Source organism: Bacteroides sp. AM54-2NS, from assembly GCF_003602935.1.
Classification (GTDB): domain Bacteria; phylum Bacteroidota; class Bacteroidia; order Bacteroidales; family Bacteroidaceae; genus Bacteroides; species Bacteroides xylanisolvens.
Window position 1 is genome coordinate 37,323 of the sequence record NZ_QTMZ01000006.1, and the last position, 17,322, is coordinate 54,644.

General features: G+C 41.8%; 12 protein-coding genes and 4 pseudogenes. 10 read left to right on the forward strand and 6 right to left on the reverse strand.

Features of this window, described 5'->3' with window-relative positions:
- Positions 1–28: 28 nt before the first annotated feature.
- A complete protein-coding gene (locus DXA05_RS05420) occupies positions 29–763 on the forward strand; it encodes an RNA ligase family protein (protein WP_128858884.1) in 735 nt (244 codons plus the stop codon).
- Entirely contained in the window at positions 738–1,847 is a 1,110-nt protein-coding gene (locus DXA05_RS05425) for an AAA family ATPase (RefSeq protein ID WP_128858924.1), read from the forward strand. Before DXA05_RS05420 ends, DXA05_RS05425 begins: the two co-directional genes overlap by 26 nt.
- Before the next feature lie 323 nt (positions 1,848–2,170).
- Here the strand turns inward: DXA05_RS05425 and DXA05_RS05430 are convergent, their stop codons facing one another.
- Together DXA05_RS05430 and DXA05_RS05435 are read right to left on the reverse strand one after the other, a co-directional pair.
- Positions 2,171–3,670: an L-lactate permease gene (locus tag DXA05_RS05430; RefSeq protein ID WP_015532946.1), complete on the reverse strand. Its 1,500-nt coding sequence runs from the start codon at positions 3,668–3,670 to the stop codon at positions 2,171–2,173.
- A gap of 92 nt (positions 3,671–3,762) precedes the next feature.
- Positions 3,763–4,176 (reverse strand): annotated as a pseudogene (locus DXA05_RS05435) (hypothetical protein); the annotation flags it as partial.
- 233 nt (positions 4,177–4,409) lie between these two features.
- Here DXA05_RS05435 and DXA05_RS05440 point away from each other — a divergent pair.
- From DXA05_RS05440 to DXA05_RS05475, 8 genes and pseudogenes are all read left to right on the forward strand, one after another.
- Positions 4,410–5,952 (forward strand): annotated as a pseudogene (locus DXA05_RS05440) (acyl-CoA carboxylase subunit beta).
- A 57-nt stretch (positions 5,953–6,009) separates the two neighbouring features.
- Positions 6,010–7,521 (forward strand): acetyl-CoA carboxylase biotin carboxylase subunit, encoded by a 1,512-nt coding sequence (accC, locus tag DXA05_RS05445; protein ID WP_128858885.1) that lies wholly within the window; start codon positions 6,010–6,012, stop codon positions 7,519–7,521.
- Positions 7,522–7,550: 29 nt separating this feature from the next.
- Positions 7,551–8,075: a biotin/lipoyl-containing protein gene (locus tag DXA05_RS05450; protein ID WP_004314803.1), complete on the forward strand. Its 525-nt coding sequence runs from the start codon at positions 7,551–7,553 to the stop codon at positions 8,073–8,075.
- Between the two features lie 87 nt (positions 8,076–8,162).
- Positions 8,163–10,519 (forward strand): annotated as a pseudogene (locus DXA05_RS05455) (PAS domain-containing protein).
- Between the two features lie 231 nt (positions 10,520–10,750).
- Positions 10,751–11,293 carry a transposase gene (locus DXA05_RS05460; RefSeq protein WP_227237031.1) on the forward strand — a complete coding sequence of 181 codons (543 nt, stop codon included), beginning with the start codon at positions 10,751–10,753 and terminating at the stop codon, positions 11,291–11,293.
- Between the two features lie 215 nt (positions 11,294–11,508).
- Entirely contained in the window at positions 11,509–11,823 is a 315-nt protein-coding gene (locus tag DXA05_RS05465) for a nucleotidyltransferase domain-containing protein (RefSeq protein ID WP_004316066.1), read from the forward strand.
- Entirely contained in the window at positions 11,820–12,242 is a 423-nt protein-coding gene (locus DXA05_RS05470; protein ID WP_004316065.1) for a HEPN domain-containing protein, read from the forward strand. Before DXA05_RS05465 ends, DXA05_RS05470 begins: the two co-directional genes overlap by 4 nt.
- A gap of 76 nt (positions 12,243–12,318) precedes the next feature.
- Positions 12,319–13,877: pseudogene (locus DXA05_RS05475) on the forward strand (ATP-binding protein).
- A gap of 43 nt (positions 13,878–13,920) precedes the next feature.
- Here DXA05_RS05475 and bioD read toward each other — a convergent pair.
- The 4 genes from bioD to DXA05_RS05495 are packed head-to-tail and all read right to left on the reverse strand — an operon-like array spanning position 13,921 to position 17,153.
- Positions 13,921–14,568 carry a dethiobiotin synthase gene (bioD, locus tag DXA05_RS05480; protein ID WP_004316902.1) on the reverse strand — a complete coding sequence of 216 codons (648 nt, stop codon included), beginning with the start codon at positions 14,566–14,568 and terminating at the stop codon, positions 13,921–13,923.
- The gene (gene bioC / locus DXA05_RS05485; RefSeq protein ID WP_087318331.1) at positions 14,565–15,332 is read right to left on the reverse strand and encodes a malonyl-ACP O-methyltransferase BioC; all 768 of its coding nucleotides are present in this window, start codon (positions 15,330–15,332) and stop codon (positions 14,565–14,567) included. The genes bioD and bioC overlap by 4 nt, the downstream gene beginning before the upstream one ends.
- Positions 15,333–15,342: 10 nt before the next feature.
- Positions 15,343–16,002 (reverse strand): pimeloyl-ACP methyl esterase BioG family protein, encoded by a 660-nt coding sequence (locus tag DXA05_RS05490; RefSeq protein WP_004316904.1) that lies wholly within the window; start codon positions 16,000–16,002, stop codon positions 15,343–15,345.
- Complete coding sequence (locus DXA05_RS05495) at positions 15,999–17,153, reverse strand: 8-amino-7-oxononanoate synthase (RefSeq protein ID WP_117684171.1); 1,155 nt, start codon at positions 17,151–17,153, stop codon at positions 15,999–16,001. Before DXA05_RS05495 ends, DXA05_RS05490 begins: the two co-directional genes overlap by 4 nt.
- Positions 17,154–17,322: the final 169 nt, after the last annotated feature.

The following is a 17,322-nucleotide window of genomic DNA, read 5'->3' on the forward strand; positions in this document are numbered from 1 at the left end:
AAGTATTTAATTAAAAAAAAAGAAGAAGATGATATCAGAGAAATATGGTCGTACCTATCACTATCCGTTCTCTCCCGGAACGACTAGTGATGACCGAATTAATCATACGTATTGGGAAGATATCCAACGGATTAAGACATTGGTGCATACCGAGAAGTTGGATGGAGAGAATAATTGTTTGAGTCAGTGGGGTGTCTTTGCCCGTTCGCATACGGCTTCCACCACTTCACCCTGGACGAGGCAACTGCGGGAACGTTGGGAATTGATAAAGAATGATTTGGGTGATATAGAAATCTTTGGAGAAAATCTATACGCCATACATTCTATTGAATATCAGCGATTAGAAACGCATTTTTATATCTTTGCAGTTCGTTGCATGGATCAATGGTTGTCATGGGAAGAAGTGAAGTTTTATGCAGCTTTATTTGACTTGCCTACTGTTCCGGAGTTGAAGATAGAACCTGTTTCCGGTTTAACGCCGGAGCTTTTAAAACAGGAAATCATCGATATGTCACAAGACCCGTCTGTTTTCGGTTCATGTGATCCGTGGACGAAAGTGGCTTGTACTCGTGAAGGAGTAGTCAGCCGCAATATCGAGGAATATCCGGTAAGCGAATTTGCGCATCATGTGTTTAAGTATGTGCGAAAAGGACACGTCAAAACAGATGAGCATTGGACGCGTAATTGGAAACGTGCCCCGCTTGTCTGGGAATTGAGTAATGAAAAGGAGAATAATGATGAATTGGAAATTGATAGAAGATAAATCATGGTGCTCGCTCGAACGACAGTTCGAGTGGGTACGCGAAATGAATGTCGTCCCGCAGGATACTCGTTATCATGCGGAGGGAAGTGTGGGCGAGCATACCCGTATGGTGTTGGAAGCATTGCAGCAGTCTTCTGCTTATCAGACTCTCTCCACCTTGGGGAAAGAAATTATTTGGACATCTGCATTGTTACATGATGTTGAAAAACGTTCGACTTCCGTGGATGAAGGAGAGGGACGGGTATCTGCTAAAGGGCACGCCAGAAAAGGAGAGTACACTGCCCGTACTGTTTTATACCGGGATTGTCCTGCTCCGTTCCATATCCGGGAACAGATTGCGTCTTTAGTCCGGTATCACGGATTGCCTGTTTGGCTGATGGAGAAACCGGATTCTGTAAAGAAACTCTGTGAAGCTTCTTTACGGGTAGATACTTCATTGTTGAAGATGTTGGCCGACGCTGATATCAGAGGACGTATTTGTGAAGATAAGAATGGGCTGTTGGAAGCTGTGGAACTGTTTGAGATTTTCTGCCGTGAACAAGATTGTTGGAGTAAACCGAGAGAGTTTGCCACAGATTGTGCACGCTTTCATTACTTCCATGCAGAAGACAGTTATATTGATTATATCCCTCACGAACAGTTTAAATGTGAAGTGACGATGTTGTCAGGACTTCCGGGAATGGGGAAAGACTATTATATTCAGTCTGCTGGCATGGATATGCCGGTGGTGAGCTTGGATGCCATTCGTCGCAAGTACAAATTGAGTCCCACGGATAAGTCGGCGAATGGACGGGTAGTGCAAATGGCGAAGGAAGAAGCCAGAACGTATCTTCGCAAAGGACAGGATTTTGTTTGGAATGCTACTAACATAACTCGTCAGATGCGTGCCCAACTGATTGATCTGTTTGTTGATTATGGTGCAAAAGTGAAGATAGTCTATCTGGAACAGCCATATCACACTTGGCGTCAACAAAATAAAAGCAGGGAATATGCACTTCCTGAATCTGTATTGGATAAGATGTTGGATAAACTGGAGGTTCCTCAACTGACGGAAGCGCATGAAGTGGTATATCATGTGGTATAAGTAACTTATAGAACTTATACAAATAATGACCGAATAGTTTCAAAATATGTTTCAGCCTTGAAACAGTTCGTTTCTCGGTGTGAAACACTTTGTTTCAATGCTTGAAACGCTTTGTTTCCCGGTGTGAAACACTTTGTCCCAAGTAATGAAACAAAGTGGAACTACTGTTAACCGGAAATTTTCCAGTGAGTAATTACGAGGCAGGTTGAAAGTAACCGTTTACCCTCCCACCTGTAACCATGATGAATAAGCGGTTTGAGCTAATAGGGAGAGGGTGTGAGGGTAAAGACATCGTAAACTTATTAGAGATATCTTTGGGGTAATCAACTGAAAATATAAACAATAATTCCGGTAATTGCCACATACACCAACGCATAAGGAATAGCCGCTTTCAGTATTTCACCTTCTTTTCCCTGTTGGTTTCCCGCAGAAGTAGCAATGGCAATACTTTGCGGAGAGATAATCTTACCACCTGTAGCACCTACTGTATTTGCAGCGGACAGCCAATCCGGGCTGACATGAATTTGCCCTGCAACACTTGCTTGCAACTTTCCGAAAAGGATATTGGAAGAGGTGTCGCTTCCGGTGATAAACGTTCCCAGACAACCGATGACCGGAGCAAACAGTGGATACAAACTTCCCGTAGCCGTAGCCAGTGCCGTGGCAATCACAGCAATCATTCCGGCACTATCCATAATTGTGGATAATCCCACAAGGCAGATCACGGTGATGAATGTTTTCTTTAATTGCTTCACTGTATTCCAAAGAACGATGAACAGGTCTTTTACTTTAGCTCCTTGAATTAATCCACCGATAAAAGTTCCGATGAAAAGCAATACCCCGGCATGAGTTAGCCAGGAAATGGTATAATTGACGGTGGAAGCATTGATGGGCAAACTGATTCGGGTTATCCAGTTATTCTCTAATGTATGACGCAATTCCGGGAAGAGGGGACTGGTCAGGATGATTAAAAATAGAATCAGCAAATAGATGCTCCATGCATTCAGTATATCTTTTGTTCTCAGATGGCTTTTCCGTGCTTTCTCTTCTTTAGAGGCAGTCAGTTTTCCATAAAGAACAATCACGATAATCGAAAGAATACTGCCGATAATGGCCGGAGATTCAGCACCCATGTACTTGGCAGCCAGATATTGGCTGACTAAAGAAACTCCACCTACTAATAAGGCAAGAAATATATTTTTGGGAAGCGATTTAAGTTTGGAGTCAGTAAGGAAAAGTAAAACCAGCGGAATCAGGAACATCAAAACGGATAACTGCAATACGACATTCGTGCTAAGATGCAATACATCCAAATTCGTTTCTTTGGCCAGCACTAATACCGGAGTTCCGATCGCTCCGAAAGCGGTGGCTACACTATTGGCTATCAAACTTACGGTTGCCGAAAAGATAGGCTTAAATCCCAGACTGATAAGAATGGCTGCCGGAATGGCAACTGCTGTCCCGAAGCCGGCCATCGCTTCCAGTAGTCCTCCGAATCCCCAAGTCAGTAATAACACCTGAATACTTTTATCGGTAGAAATAGAAGCGAATTGCTGTTTGATAATCTCCATCTTTTTTGTTTTCAACAATACGTTATAACTGAAAATAGCCATCAGGATAATGATTAAGATAGGAGAGACGGCTTTTAACGCCCCATATAAAAAGGAGTAAAACAGATTGTCTACTGAAAAAGCGAAGCCGAAAATAGCAATCAGCATCGTCACGATCAGAGAAATGATACTACTTTTGTCACCCGGCATTTTAAAGAATGCCATTAATATAATCAACAGTAACACCGGAATAATAGCAAGGATCAAGGTCATAATTATCAGATTTAAAAAGTGGAACGTCGTTTATTATTGATATAACAAACAAACGTCTCACTTTGGTCGGTTGAATAAAAAAAATTTTCTGTTTATTTCATCTTCACGCTAAGAATTTGTTGTAATTGTTTTAAGTTGGCCAGCGCAGCTTCGTTACCTAGCTTTGCTGCCTGCTCGAATGCAGCCATGGCACGGTTAATATCCCCGTTAAGGAAATTGTAGACTCCGGTATTGTTGATGAACTCGGCAGTATTGTGGTCGGCTTTCTCCATAAACTTCACTGCTGCATTCAAGTCTTTTTGTGATAAAGCGACAGCTCCTGCATTCAGGTTGGCTACGGCATCAGTCGGATACATCCGCACGGCGATATCGAATACATTAACGAAGTCTTTGCTGCCTTTCGGATAGTTGTTGGCTACCTGATACATTTCGTTCAGACTAAGGTATTTCGGATTTTCCCGGATAATGATGCGGCCTTGTTCAACATCGAAGTTGACAACGGTATAGGTTTTATTAAAAATGATAAGCGATAAACAGAAAAGCGGGGAAGTTTGTTGTCGCAACCTGCAAAAAAAGCTCCCTAAATAAATGGATAAAGATGTTTTAAGGCATAAATGCTAACATTTTCCACACATGAGGCGTTCATTATATAAAAGTACTTTGTGTAATCAATATGACAATGATTTCATATATTACTGTTTATTTTTACACACACATACAACTTTAATAACTATAGCCTATGAAAGAGCTTATTAACAACCTGGAAGAACTGAACAGGAAAGCAGAAAAAGGCGGCGGAGACGCTCGCATTGAAAAACAACATTCTGTGGGAAAACTGACCGCCCGTGAACGCATCGATTTATTATTGGAGAAAGGTTCGTTTATCGAACTGGATAAGTTGGTAACCCATCGGTGTACCGATTTCGGTATGGAAAAGCAGAAATTTGCCGGAGACGGGGTAGTGACGGGATACGGTATGATTGGCAAGCGCCTGGTCTATGTCTTTGCACAGGATTTCACCGTATTTGGTGGAGCTCTTTCGGAAACGCACGCTAAGAAAATTTGTAAAGTGATGGACATGGCTATGCAAATGGGAGCACCCATCATCGGATTGAATGACTCGGGCGGTGCACGAATTCAGGAAGGGGTACGTTCTTTGGCCGGATATGCCGAGATATTCCTGCGCAACTCTATGGCATCCGGAGTGATTCCACAGATTAGCGCGATCATGGGCCATGTGCCGGAGGTGCGGTTTATTCTCCTGCATTGACAGATTTTATCCTGATGGTGAAAAATTCCGGTTATATGTTTATTACAGGACCGGATGTGGTGAGAAGTGTGACACAGGAAGAAGTCACTAAAGAGGAACTCGGCGGAGTAGGCGTACACATGACAAAGTCCGGTGTAGCCCATCTTTCTGCGGAGAATGATATTGAGTGTATTAATTATATTCGTGAATTGATTTCCTATCTGCCGGGAAATAATATGGAAGAGCCTCCGTTTGTAGCTACAAACGATTCGCCGACCCGTCTGACTCCGGAACTGGCTAATTTGATTCCAACCAATCCGAATCAGCCGTATAATATAAAAGAAATGATTGAAGCAGTGGCTGATGATAATAGTTTCTTCGAACTTCAGGCAGAATATGCAGCGAATATTGTGACCGGCTATATCCGGCTGAATGGAAAAACAGTGGGAGTGGTGGCTAATCAGCCATTGGTACTTGCTGGTACACTGGATATTAACGCATCTGTCAAAGCTGCCCGTTTTGTCCGCTTCTGCGATGCTTTCAATATCCCTTTACTGACATTGGTAGATGTGCCGGGATTCCTTCCGGGAATCGATCAGGAATATGGCGGAATTATCCGTAACGGGGCAAAATTGCTTTATGCTTATTGTGAGGCTACAGTGCCGAAAGTTACGGTTATCACCCGCAAAGCATACGGTGGCGCTTATGATGTGATGAGCTCCAAGCATATCCGCGGAGATGTCAATCTTGCTTTTCCTACTGCCGAAATAGCAGTGATGGGACCGGATGGAGCTGTGAATATCCTTTTCCGTAAGGATATAGATAAGGCCGGAAATCCCGAAGAAAAACGGAAAGAACTTCAGGATGATTATCGCGGGAAGTTTGCCAACCTTACCGGGCGGCGGAATTGGGATATGTGGATGAAGTGATTGATCCGGCGGTAACCCGTTTGCGGTTGATTCGAAGTTTCGAGATGCTTGCCAACAAACGGCAGTCTAATCCTCCTAAGAAACATTCGAATCTTCCGCTTTAATAAGTTGAGAGTGGAGAGTTGAGAATGGAGAGTGTTCATTAAAAGAATAAAAAGATTATGATAAAGAAAATATTAGTAGCCAACCGCGGTGAAATAGCGATGCGAATCTTCCGTACCTGTCGGGTGATGAATATCTCGACGGTGGCTGTTTATACCCATGTAGACCGAGGAGCTTTGCACGTGCGTTATGCGGAAGAAGCCTATTGCATCTCCGAATCGCCTGAAGATACTTCCTACCTGAAGCCGGAATTGATATTATCCATTGCCAAAGAGACCGGAGCCGCTATTCATCCGGGATATGGTTTCTTGTCGGAGAATGCGGATTTTGCCCGTCGTTGTGAAGAAGAAGGAGTGATTTTTATCGGACCGAGTGCGGACATTATTTCCAAAATGGGAATCAAGACAGAAGCCCGTAAGATTATGCGTGAAGCAGGATTACCCATTGTTCCCGGAACCGAGACACCTGTGCAGGGGATTGATGAAGTGAAGAAAGTGGCCAATGAAGTGGGTTATCCCATTATGCTGAAAGCACTTGCCGGAGGTGGAGGAAAAGGAATGCGCTTGGTACGTACGGAAGAAGAAGTGGAAACGGCTCTTCGTTTGTCGCAATCCGAAGCAGGGACTTCTTTTGGCAATGATGCGGTATATATTGAGAAATACATCGAAAATCCCCATCATATCGAAGTTCAGATCATGGGAGATAAATATGGCAATGTGGTCCATCTTTACGAACGTGAATGTTCCATTCAGCGTCGTAACCAAAAAGTGATAGAGGAAAGTCCTTCTCCTTTTGTGAAAGAAGAGACGAGAAAGAAGATGTTGAAGGTTGCTGTGGAAGCCTGTAAGAAAATAGGATATTACAGTGCCGGGACATTGGAGTTTATGATGGATAAAGACCAAAACTTCTACTTCCTCGAGATGAATACCCGTTTGCAGGTGGAACATCCTGTGACGGAGGAATGTACGGGAGTTGACCTGGTTCGGGATATGATAACAGTTGCCGCCGGAAATCCGTTACCTTATAAACAGGATGATATTCAGTTTAGCGGAGCAGCTATCGAATGTCGTATTTATGCGGAAGATCCGGAGAATAACTTCATGCCTTCTCCCGGGGTGATTACTGTTCGTGAAGCTCCCGAAGGGCGTAACCTGCGTCTTGACAGTGCCGCTTATGCCGGATTTGAAGTCTCTCTGCATTATGACCCGATGATTGCCAAGCTATGTTGTTGGGGACGTACCCGTGCTTCTGCCATTTCCAATATGGCACGTGCTTTGCGCGAGTATAAGATTTTGGGAATTAAAACAACAATTCCTTTCCATCAACGTGTATTGAAGAATGCAGCTTTCCTGAAAGGCGAATATGATACAACGTTTATTGATACGCGCTTTGATAAGGAAGATCTGAAACGCCGTCAGAATACCGATCCGACAGTGGCTGTCATTGCTGCCGCAGTGAGACACTACGAACGGGAGAAAGAAGCGGCTTCCCGTGCCACAACGCTTCCGGTGGTAGGCGAATCGCTCTGGAAGTATTATGGTAAGTTGCAGATGACTGCTAATAATTATTGATGTAAGACTAAAAAATAACAGAACAGATTATGGGTACAACATTAGCTACATATTACGCCAAGCTCCAGGACATGCCGGATAGTGAATATAAGGTGGAAATACTGGAGGACGGACCAATCAAGAAGATTGCAGTCAATGGTAAGATATATGAGGTCGATTATAACATGGGTGGCGACTCTATCCATTCAATTATCATCGATCACCACTCGCATGGAGTGCAGATTTCTCCCTCTTCCAATAATTCATATACAATCATGAATAAAGGGGAGCTTTATCAGATTGAATTGCAGGGAGAAATGGAGAAGATACATAATGCCCGCACTGCTGCTGAGTCTGTAGGACGTCAGGTAGTACAGGCACCGATGCCGGGAGTAATACTGAAGACGTATGTAAAGAAAGGAGATAGTGTGAAACGTGGCGATCCGCTTTGCGTATTGGTGGCAATGAAGATGGAGAATGAGATACGTTCGGTGACGGATGGAGTAGTTAAAGAGGTATTTGTGGAAGATGGTATGAAGGTGGGATTGAACGACCGGATCATGGTAATTGAATGATTTTCAAAAAAAAACTAGCTTTTGCGTACTTATCTTCAAAAAAATATTTACTTTTGGCAGATAAGTACGCATTTATTCTGATATATCATGAACACCGAACAAAACCAAAAAGCACTATTAGAACAGCTGGAAGCGCTAAAGAAAGAAAATGAGCAGCTCAAAAAGGAGCTTTCTATTCTTAGGAATGAGAATATAAGTAATCGTCCCGTGAGTTTCAAAGAAAAATATGCTGTCAGGATTCTGGACTCTTTGCCGGATATGCTGACTGTCTCAATCAGAACGAAGTAGGCATTGAAGTTGTTTCCAATGAAGAAACCAATCATGTCGGGATATCAAACAAAGATTTTAAGGGAATGTATATGCGAGAAATGGTTCCACCGGAAGCATATCAGAATATTCACTCCAATATGCGTCAGGCTGTCAGCACGGGAGCTGTTTCAACCGCCCATCATGAATTGGATTTTAATGGCGAACATCATCATTACGAAAATCGTATCTTTCCGTTGGATGAGGAGTATGTATTGATTATGTGCCGTGATATAACAGAGCGGGTGACCACGCAAAGGCAACTGGAGGTTTTCAAGAGTGTACTCGATAAAGTGAGTGACAGCATTCTTGCCGTATCGGAAGACGGGACATTGGTTTATGCAAATAAACAATTTATAGAAGAATACGGAGTTACCCAACAGATGGGTATCCAAAAGATATATGATCTGCCTGTCTCTATGACAACAAAGGAGGCGTGGGAAAGACGTCTTCAGGAAATACGTGACAATGATGGCACTTTTGCTTATCGTGCTGCCTATATGCGGAAAGGTGAAGATAAAGAGCGGATGCATCAAGTATCTACATTTCTGATTCGTGAGAATAATGAAGAACTGACTTGGTTCTTTACACAGGATATTACTGATGTTATAAAGAAACAGGATGAACTTCGCGAACTAAATCTATTGCTGGATGGTATTTTGAATAATATCCCAGTCTATTTGTTTGTGAAAGACCCGGAAAATGATTTTAGGTATTTGTATTGGAACAAAGCATTTGCCGACCATTCAGGTATCCCGGCGTCTAAAGCGATCGGACATACGGACTATGAAGTATTTCCGAGTCATGGAGACGCAGAGAAATTCCGTAAGGATGATTTGGAATTACTTCAGACCCATAAGCGTATTGATATGCAGGAAACGTATCTTTCCGCCACTGGGAAAGCGCGTATTGTACAGACATTAAAGGCGCTTGTGCCGATGGAAGGACGCAAACCGTTGCTGATTGGTATCTCTTGGGATATTACTAATCTTCAGAATATTGAGCAGGAACTGATAAAGGCAAGGATTAAGGCGGAGCAATCCGACCGATTGAAAAGTGCTTTCCTTGCTAATATGAGCCATGAGATCCGGACACCACTGAATGCAATTGTAGGATTCTCTCAATTATTGCCTGCTGCCGAAACTGCTGAAGAGAAAAAGCTCTATTCGGGTATTATCAATCAGAATTCGGATATTTTGTTGCAACTGATTAATGATATTCTGGATTTATCGAAGATAGAAGCCGGGACACTGGAATATATCAAGCGTCCAATGAATCTGGGAGAAGTTTGCCGGACAATTTATGCTGTTCATAAAGAACGTGTGAAAGAAGGGGTAACTCTTGTTTTTGATAATGAGGATGAGAATTTATTCATTGAGGGAGATCAGAACCGTATCATGCAGGTGATAACGAATTTCCTGACTAATGCGAGTAAATTTACGTATGCAGGAGAGATTCGTTTGGGTTTTGAGCGGACGGATAAAAATATTCGTGTATATGTGAAGGATACAGGAATAGGAATAGAGCCGGAAAAAGTAGACCATGTCTTCGAGCGTTTTGTCAAACTGAACTCTTTTGCTCAAGGCACAGGATTAGGGCTATCTATCTGTCAGATGATTATCGAAAAGATCGGTGGAGAAATAGGGGTGACTTCTGAATTGGGTAAAGGCTCTACGTTCTATTTCACGATTCCTTATGAAGAAGCCGGAGAACTCGGCGAAATCTTTAAAATGTCAAAGACGGAATCTAAAGGAAATACTGTAAATCGTGTGCAACAGATCAAAAAGATTTTGGTAGCGGAAGATGTAGAAAGTAATTTCATCCTGCTGAAGAATCTGATCGGCAGGGAATATACATTGCTTTGGGCTAAGGATGGGGTGGAAGCCATTGAAATGTATAAGCAGTATCAACCGGACTTAATTCTGATGGATATAAAAATGCCACGCATGGATGGATTGGAAGCAACGCATATCATTCGTTCTTATTCCAAAGAGGTTCCTATTATTGCTTTGACGGCTTATGCTTTTGAAACGGATAAAGAATTGGCTTTGGAGATGGGATGCAATGATTTTGTGACTAAACCGGTTTCGGAAAGAACTTTGAGAAAGGCTTTGGATAAATATTCGACTATTGTTTAATGAATAGATGCGACAGAAGAGAAAAGCCCGCAAAATCAGTGAATAATTGTAGAATGTTCTACCATTACGCGCTTACGCAGCAGATATATAAGAAGGTTCCAGCGGATTTATAATCCGCTGGTCTTTTGTATCAGGATTTTTAGTCCGCTTGTCGTGTCCGATCGTTTAAAAACCTTTGTCTCTTTCGATTTTAATCGTACATTTATCCTCTCTAATCAAATTAGTATATCAATGGATACTGCGAATCGAGTTTTAGATGAATTATATTTTGTTACTTCTACCGTTGTCGATTGGATAGATATCTTTACCCGTCCTAAATACAAGCATATAATTCTGGAGTCACTAGCCTATTGTCAGGAGAAAAAAGGCTTAAGAATTTATGCCTGGGTATTAATGAGTAACCATTTGCACATGATTGTCAGTTCCGGAACAGAAGCAACAGCTTCGGATATCCTTCGAGATTTTAAAAAGTTCACTAGTAAACGTATTATGGCAGAACTCGAAACAGATCCTCAAGAAAGTCGTCGCGAATGGATGTTGGATCGTTTTCGCTTTGCCGGAGCTAATGACAAAAAAATATCTAAGTATCGTTTTTGGCAAGAAGGTAATCATCCCGAATTAATTTATTTGCATGACTTCTTTCTGCAAAAATTGAATTATATTCATAATAATCCGGTGAAGCAGGAGATTGTTGCACGACAGGAAGATTATTTATATAGTTCGGCGGTGAGTTATGCGGGTGATAAAGGACTGCTAGAGGTGATTTTGGTTTAGGAAGGTAGAGGTTAAGGAGCGGATTACAAATCCTGATACTCAAGCAATCGGATTGCAAATCCGATTGAACAGAGCAGATTGAACAGAGAACGGAAACCTACTTTAAATGATTTTATGGCGAACTTTCATGTAAGATGTGATGTTGTTTAGATAGAAAAATGTATCTTTGTAATGTAGTAAGTTTGATTCATTCATGCATTTAGAAAGAGTAAGAAATGAAGAGACCAGAGATTATAGAAGCTATTCGTGAAACATTAAAACGTGTTGCTCCCAATGCGCAGGCTATTTTATATGGCTCTGAGGCGCGTGGGGATGCCAGGCATGATAGTGATGTTGATTTACTCATTTTAGTGGAAGGTGACAAAATGACATTGGCTAAAGAAGAAGCTATCACATTACCTTTATATGAATTGGAATTGAAAACAGGTGTTAGTATTAGCCCGATAGTTGTTTTGAAGAAATTTTGGGAGAACCGGCCTTTTAAAACACCTTTTTATGTAAATGTGATAAACGAAGGTATTGTCTTATGAAAGAAATTCTAGATAAGGAAAGTAAGAAAGCACTGGTCGCTTATCGGATACAACGTGCTTATGAAACATTGAGAGAGGCTGAGGTTATGATACGTGAGTCATTCTATAATGCTGCTATTAACAGGCTGTATTATGCATGCTATTATGCAACTGTAGCTCTTCTTTTAAAATATGATATTCAAACGCAGACTCATAATGGGGTGAAGACGATGCTTGGTCTGCACTTTATTTCGACAGGAAAACTTCCTGTAAAAGTAGGAAAAACTTTTTCTACATTATTTGAAAAAAGGCATAGTGGAGATTATGATGACTTTGTATATTGTGACGAAGAAATGGTAAACAACTTATATCCACAAGCAGAGACTTTCATAAATAGTATTCAAGAATTAATAAGAGATAAAGAGTGGGAATCTATATAAGGAAGGTGAACCGTCCCAGTGGATTTTGAATCCGCTTGCTTCACTTATGTGTTGTTGATTTTTAAAAGAAGAGATTATGAGCAATAAAATTTATCCTATCGGTATTCAGAATTTTGAAAGCCTTCGTCAGGATGGTTATTTTTATATTGATAAAACGGCATTGATGTATCAAATGGTAAAGACCGGGCGTTATTACTTTTTGAGTCGTCCGCGCCGTTTCGGAAAGAGTCTGCTCATTTCTACTTTAGAGGCTTACTTTCAAGGAAAAAAAGAACTGTTTACCGGCTTGGCAGTAGAAAAGTTGGAAAAGGATTGGATTAAATATCCTATATTGCATCTCGACCTGAATATCGAGAAGTATGACACTCCGGAAAGTCTGGATAAGATATTGAATGATAATCTGGAATATTGGGAAAGCCAATACGGCACCCGTCCATCCGAGACATCTTTTTCCCTGCGTTTTGCAGGTATCATTCAGCGTGCTTGTGAGAAGACCGGACAACGTGTAGTTATTCTGGTAGATGAGTATGACAAACCTATGCTGCAAGCTATCGGTAATGAGGAACTGCAAAAGCAATTCCGAAATACTCTGAAGCCATTTTATGGCGCTTTGAAAACGAGGACGGGTATATAAAGTTCGCTCTGCTCACCGGCGTGACAAAGTTTGGCAAAGTCAGTGTATTCAGTGATTTGAATAATCTGGATGATATTTCAATGTGGAATGAGTATGTCGAAATTTGTGGTGTCAGCGAGCGTGAAATCCATGAAAATCTGGAAGCGGAACTACATGAATTTGCAGCAGCACGTGGAATAACGTATGACAAACTCTGTGAAGATTTGAGAGAGTGTTATGACGGTTATCATTTTACGCACAATTCAATCGGCATGTACAACCCGTTCAGTCTGCTGAACGCTTTCAAGCGTAAGGAGTTTGGTAGTTATTGGTTTGAAACGGGTACGCCTACCTATTTGGTGAAATTGCTAAAAAAACATCATTATGACCTGGAGCGGATGGCACATGAAGAGACCGATGTCCAAGTGTTGAACAGTATAGATTCTGAATCCACCAATCCCATCCCGGTAATTTATCAGAGTGGATACCTAACCATTAAGGGGTATGATGAAGAATTTGGAATGTATCGCTTGGGTTTCCCCAATCGCGAAGTGGAAGAAGGTTTTATCCGCTTCCTGCTTCCTTTTTATGCGAACGTAAATAAGGTCGAGTCGCCTTTTGAGATTCAGAAGTTTGTTCGTGAAGTGCGTTCCGGTGATTATAACTCTTTCTTCCGCCGTCTGCAAAGTTTCTTTGCAGACACTACTTACGAAGTGATTCGGGACCAGGAGCTACATTACGAAAATGTTCTTTTTATCGTTTTTAAACTGCTAGGTTTCTACACCAAGGTAGAGTATCATACGAGTGAAGGGCGCATCGACCTTGTCTTGCAGACCGATAAATTTATTTATATCATGGAATTTAAGTTGAACGGTACGGCAGAAGATGCTTTACAGCAGATTAACGACAAGAATTATGCTCTTCCTTTCGAAATGGACGGACGTAAACTCTTTAAAATAGGAGTAAATTTCAGTGCGGAAACCCGTAATATTGAAAAGTGGATTGTAGAAACAAAAAACTAGCCCGGCAAATAGTGAGGCTAGTCTTTTGAAGTCATAAGTCTTTTTATTCTTTTATTTCCGGAACTAATATAAATTTCGTATCCGGGAAATACTTCTTCAGCCAGTTTTGAATGAAGTTCATCGTATCATTCTGAATCGTTTTATCTTTTACGGTAGGATACATATTATAAAGTACTGTATCCAGTACAATACCGTGTTTTTGTATGGCTTCAAGGCTAAGCAAAGTATGATTGATGCTTCCCAATTTACCGGAAGTAACAAAGATAAGCGGATAATTCTCTTGGGCAATGTAGTCTATTGTCAGAAGCTCTGTTGTTAGCGGAACCATTAAGCCACCTGCGCCTTCGAGCAGAACAAAATCATAGCGTTCGCTCAACTCTTCCGTAGCACGTTTGATTTTGCCGAAGTCAATGGGACGGTTATCCAGTTGGGAAGCTAGATGCGGAGAGGCGGGATAAGAGAAAATTTCCGGCATAGTCAGTCCTTTTTTGTCTTCTTCTGTAAAGGAGATTCCCATGATACGACGATGCAAATCAATATCCTCGGAGTGACCAATGTTTCCTGTTTGGATAAACTTTTGAGTGATGGTACGCTGTCCGTTCTTGTTCCATTCACGAGCTAGAAATCCGGTGGCGTAGCTCTTGCCGGCATCGGTGTCGATACCGCTTACGAAATATACATTCTGTTTCATACTTTTTTCTTTTTTGCGATGATATAAATAGGGTGATAGGTCAGGGACACTGAAGTGCCCTGGGTAAATTCTTGTGTGTAACGTTCACTGAATAACTGCAAGTCACGACGTGTCCGCAGTTGTTGGGAAGAGGTGCCGGATATTCCGGTTACTCCTGTCTGCTTCAAATGATAAAGTACTTTTAGTGGGTTATCAAACGAAAGAGAAATAAGTTCTTCTTCCGAATGGAGTATGTCAAAGTGGGATGACAAGGCTTTAACAAGCTCTTCCCGTGAACGATAAGGGAGCCCGTTTCCTGTTAACTCTCGTATCTCTTTCATATTCTCTTTACCGAAAGTGCTGAAAGCGAAATAGCCTTGATTATTAAGCAGGGTGTTGCACCTTTTGAAAAAGTTTTCAGGAGATTCGAACCATTGCAGAGCCGAGCAGGAAGTAATTAATGTACTTTCAGCGGGGAAAGGAACTGTTTCTGCATCTCCCGGAAGAAAGGAAACCTGTTCTTTTCTTAATATATCCTCGCAACAGTACTTCATTTCCGGGCAAAGGTCGTTTAGCAATAATTCTTTCGGCCGAAGGGCCTGAAGTAGCATACGGGAATAAATACCTGTACCGCATCCGAACTCAATCACTTTTGAACAGGGAAAAGAGATGTGTTCTGTAAGCAGGTGAATCATTTTATCTGCTATTTGCCGTTGTACGTTTGCTTCCTGGGGATAAGTAGCAATGGCTTTAGAGAAACGTTCGGCGATTAGTTGTTTATCCATAAATCGATCATTAGTTGATTTGCATGATTACATTATCAAAAAGGTCTTGTTGATAATGAGCGGCTTCTGTATATTCAAGGGAATCCACTTTGTTTCTCCATGCCAACCATTGGCTATCCGGCAGGAAGATACGGTCGCTCTTTCCTATGATGGCTCTTTGCCATGCAAAATCCGACGGTGGCAATGATAAGTATTGCTTTTGTATGGCAGCAAGCTCTTCTTTGAGCTCTTCAACGGGACGTTGGGGAGCTACTGTCTGAAAAGCCTTGTAATCGGCTGCTGAACCGCACATTCTTCTTTGAAACTTTTGCAGGGATTGTTCATTCAGTCCTTGCAGGGTTCCTTCAAAAATGGTAGGAGTAATCCCTTTCGTTTCATGTATAGGAGAAAGAGTCCCATTGATAGCGATACTTTGGGAAAGGGGCAGGGATGGATATTGTTTCATTATCTGTGAGGCTGCCCATACTCCCATTGACCAGGCAATGAGGGTGATTTCGGAATATTCTTGCAAAATGTCGGCATCGAACTCTAATGAACGATAATCATAGCAAATCATCCAGTCCTTATCGGTCGGGTGAATTTGCAGGAATGGAGTTTCATCCATTCCCCAGCCTGCGAAGAAAAGCAATAGATGCTTTTGATTATTCTTTATGATAAAATACTGTTTCATCCGTTTATCAGTTTGATGAGTTGGTCGATTTCATGTTCGGTGATGTCCGCTGTCAGTGAGAAGCGGATGCGTGAAGTCCCTTCGGGAACCGTAGGCGGACGTACCGGCAATGCGTAAAATCCTTTGCGTTGGAGTTCTTCTGCTTTCAATATGGTATCTTCACTTGCTCCGACAATCATAGGGACAATATGGCTTACCGAGGGGCAATTGTATCCTTTGGTTGTAAGGGCTTCCTTTAGCTTTTCACTGATTTGTAGCAGGTGAGTTCTCTTATGTTGTAAAGCTGGAAGACGTTCTAACACCCATGAAGTCCATTGAATATTAATGGGCGGAAGTGCAGTGGTGAATATAAACGTGCGCATTTTATTGATTAGATATTCCCGAATGAGTTGTCGACAGACAATATAAGCTCCTGCCGAGGCAATGGCTTTCCCGAATGTACCTACCAGAAAGTCTATATCGTTGATACATTCTTGTTCTTCAGCACATCCTAATCCTTTTTTCCCTCGTACACCAAAAGCATGAGCCTCATCTATATAAAGAAGAATATTGGAATAGCTCTTTTTGAGTTGAATGAGAGCGGGAAGATCAGCTTCATCGCCATCCATGCTGAAGATACTTTCGGTAACAATAATAATCTGCTCATAAGCGTTATGATTTTCAGCAATCAGTCGCTGCAACTGGGAAATATCATTGTGACGATACCGTATACATTTAGCTGATGATAATTTAATCCCGTCTATCAGGCTTGCATGCACCAGCTTGTCAGCAAGAATCAGGGTGTGAGTATTGCAAATGGCAGGAAGTATTCCTGTATTGGCATGATAACCACTATTGAATATGAGTGCACTTTCGGTTCCGAACATGGTGGCTAGCTGTTGCTCCAACTTCTGATAGTCACTAAAATTACCGGTCAATAACCGGGAAGAAGAGGAGGTGGGCAGGAAAGTTTCGGGAGTGAGCGTCCTTAAGAATTCTTCCCTCAATGAAATGTCATTAGCCAGTCCGAGATAATCATTAGAAGATAGGTTCAACATTCGTTGTCCGTTCAGCAGAACATCTCGCCCTTTGTGGATTAGCGGTGGGAGAGAACGGTAATTCTTTTTCTCTTTCAAGGTCTGGAGTTCCTGGTTTATATACTCTAATGTCATGAATTGTTATTTTAAGTAATCAGTATTCGATAGATGAATGATTGAAAGTGTAATCTGTTGTTTATAAGATGTTTATCGTCAGAAGGACTATCCCGGAAGTTTCTCACCGACCAAGGCATCCTTCCTCGGTGAGGAAAGGTCCGTTCCTCACCGAGGAACACCCTTTTGC

Excerpts from the sequence above, each read along its gene's own strand:
- DXA05_RS05495 (WP_117684171.1), bottom strand. The coding sequence starts at position 17,153 with ATGACATTAGAGTATATAAACCAGGAACTCCAGACCTTGAAAGAGAAA.
- DXA05_RS05490 (WP_004316904.1), bottom strand. The coding sequence starts at position 16,002 with ATGAAACAGTATTTTATCATAAAGAATAATCAAAAGCATCTATTGCTT.
- DXA05_RS05465 (WP_004316066.1), top strand. The coding sequence starts at position 11,509 with ATGAAGAGACCAGAGATTATAGAAGCTATTCGTGAAACATTAAAACGT.
- DXA05_RS05425 (WP_128858924.1), top strand. The coding sequence starts at position 738 with ATGAATTGGAAATTGATAGAAGATAAATCATGGTGCTCGCTCGAACGA.
- DXA05_RS05450 (WP_004314803.1), top strand. The coding sequence starts at position 7,551 with ATGGGTACAACATTAGCTACATATTACGCCAAGCTCCAGGACATGCCG.
- DXA05_RS05420 (WP_128858884.1), top strand. The coding sequence starts at position 29 with ATGATATCAGAGAAATATGGTCGTACCTATCACTATCCGTTCTCTCCC.
- DXA05_RS05470 (WP_004316065.1), top strand. The coding sequence starts at position 11,820 with ATGAAAGAAATTCTAGATAAGGAAAGTAAGAAAGCACTGGTCGCTTAT.
- bioD (WP_004316902.1), bottom strand. The coding sequence starts at position 14,568 with ATGAAACAGAATGTATATTTCGTAAGCGGTATCGACACCGATGCCGGC.
- DXA05_RS05430 (WP_015532946.1), bottom strand. The coding sequence starts at position 3,670 with ATGACCTTGATCCTTGCTATTATTCCGGTGTTACTGTTGATTATATTA.
- DXA05_RS05460 (WP_227237031.1), top strand. The coding sequence starts at position 10,751 with ATGGATACTGCGAATCGAGTTTTAGATGAATTATATTTTGTTACTTCT.
- bioC (WP_087318331.1), bottom strand. The coding sequence starts at position 15,332 with ATGGATAAACAACTAATCGCCGAACGTTTCTCTAAAGCCATTGCTACT.
- accC (WP_128858885.1), top strand. The coding sequence starts at position 6,010 with ATGATAAAGAAAATATTAGTAGCCAACCGCGGTGAAATAGCGATGCGA.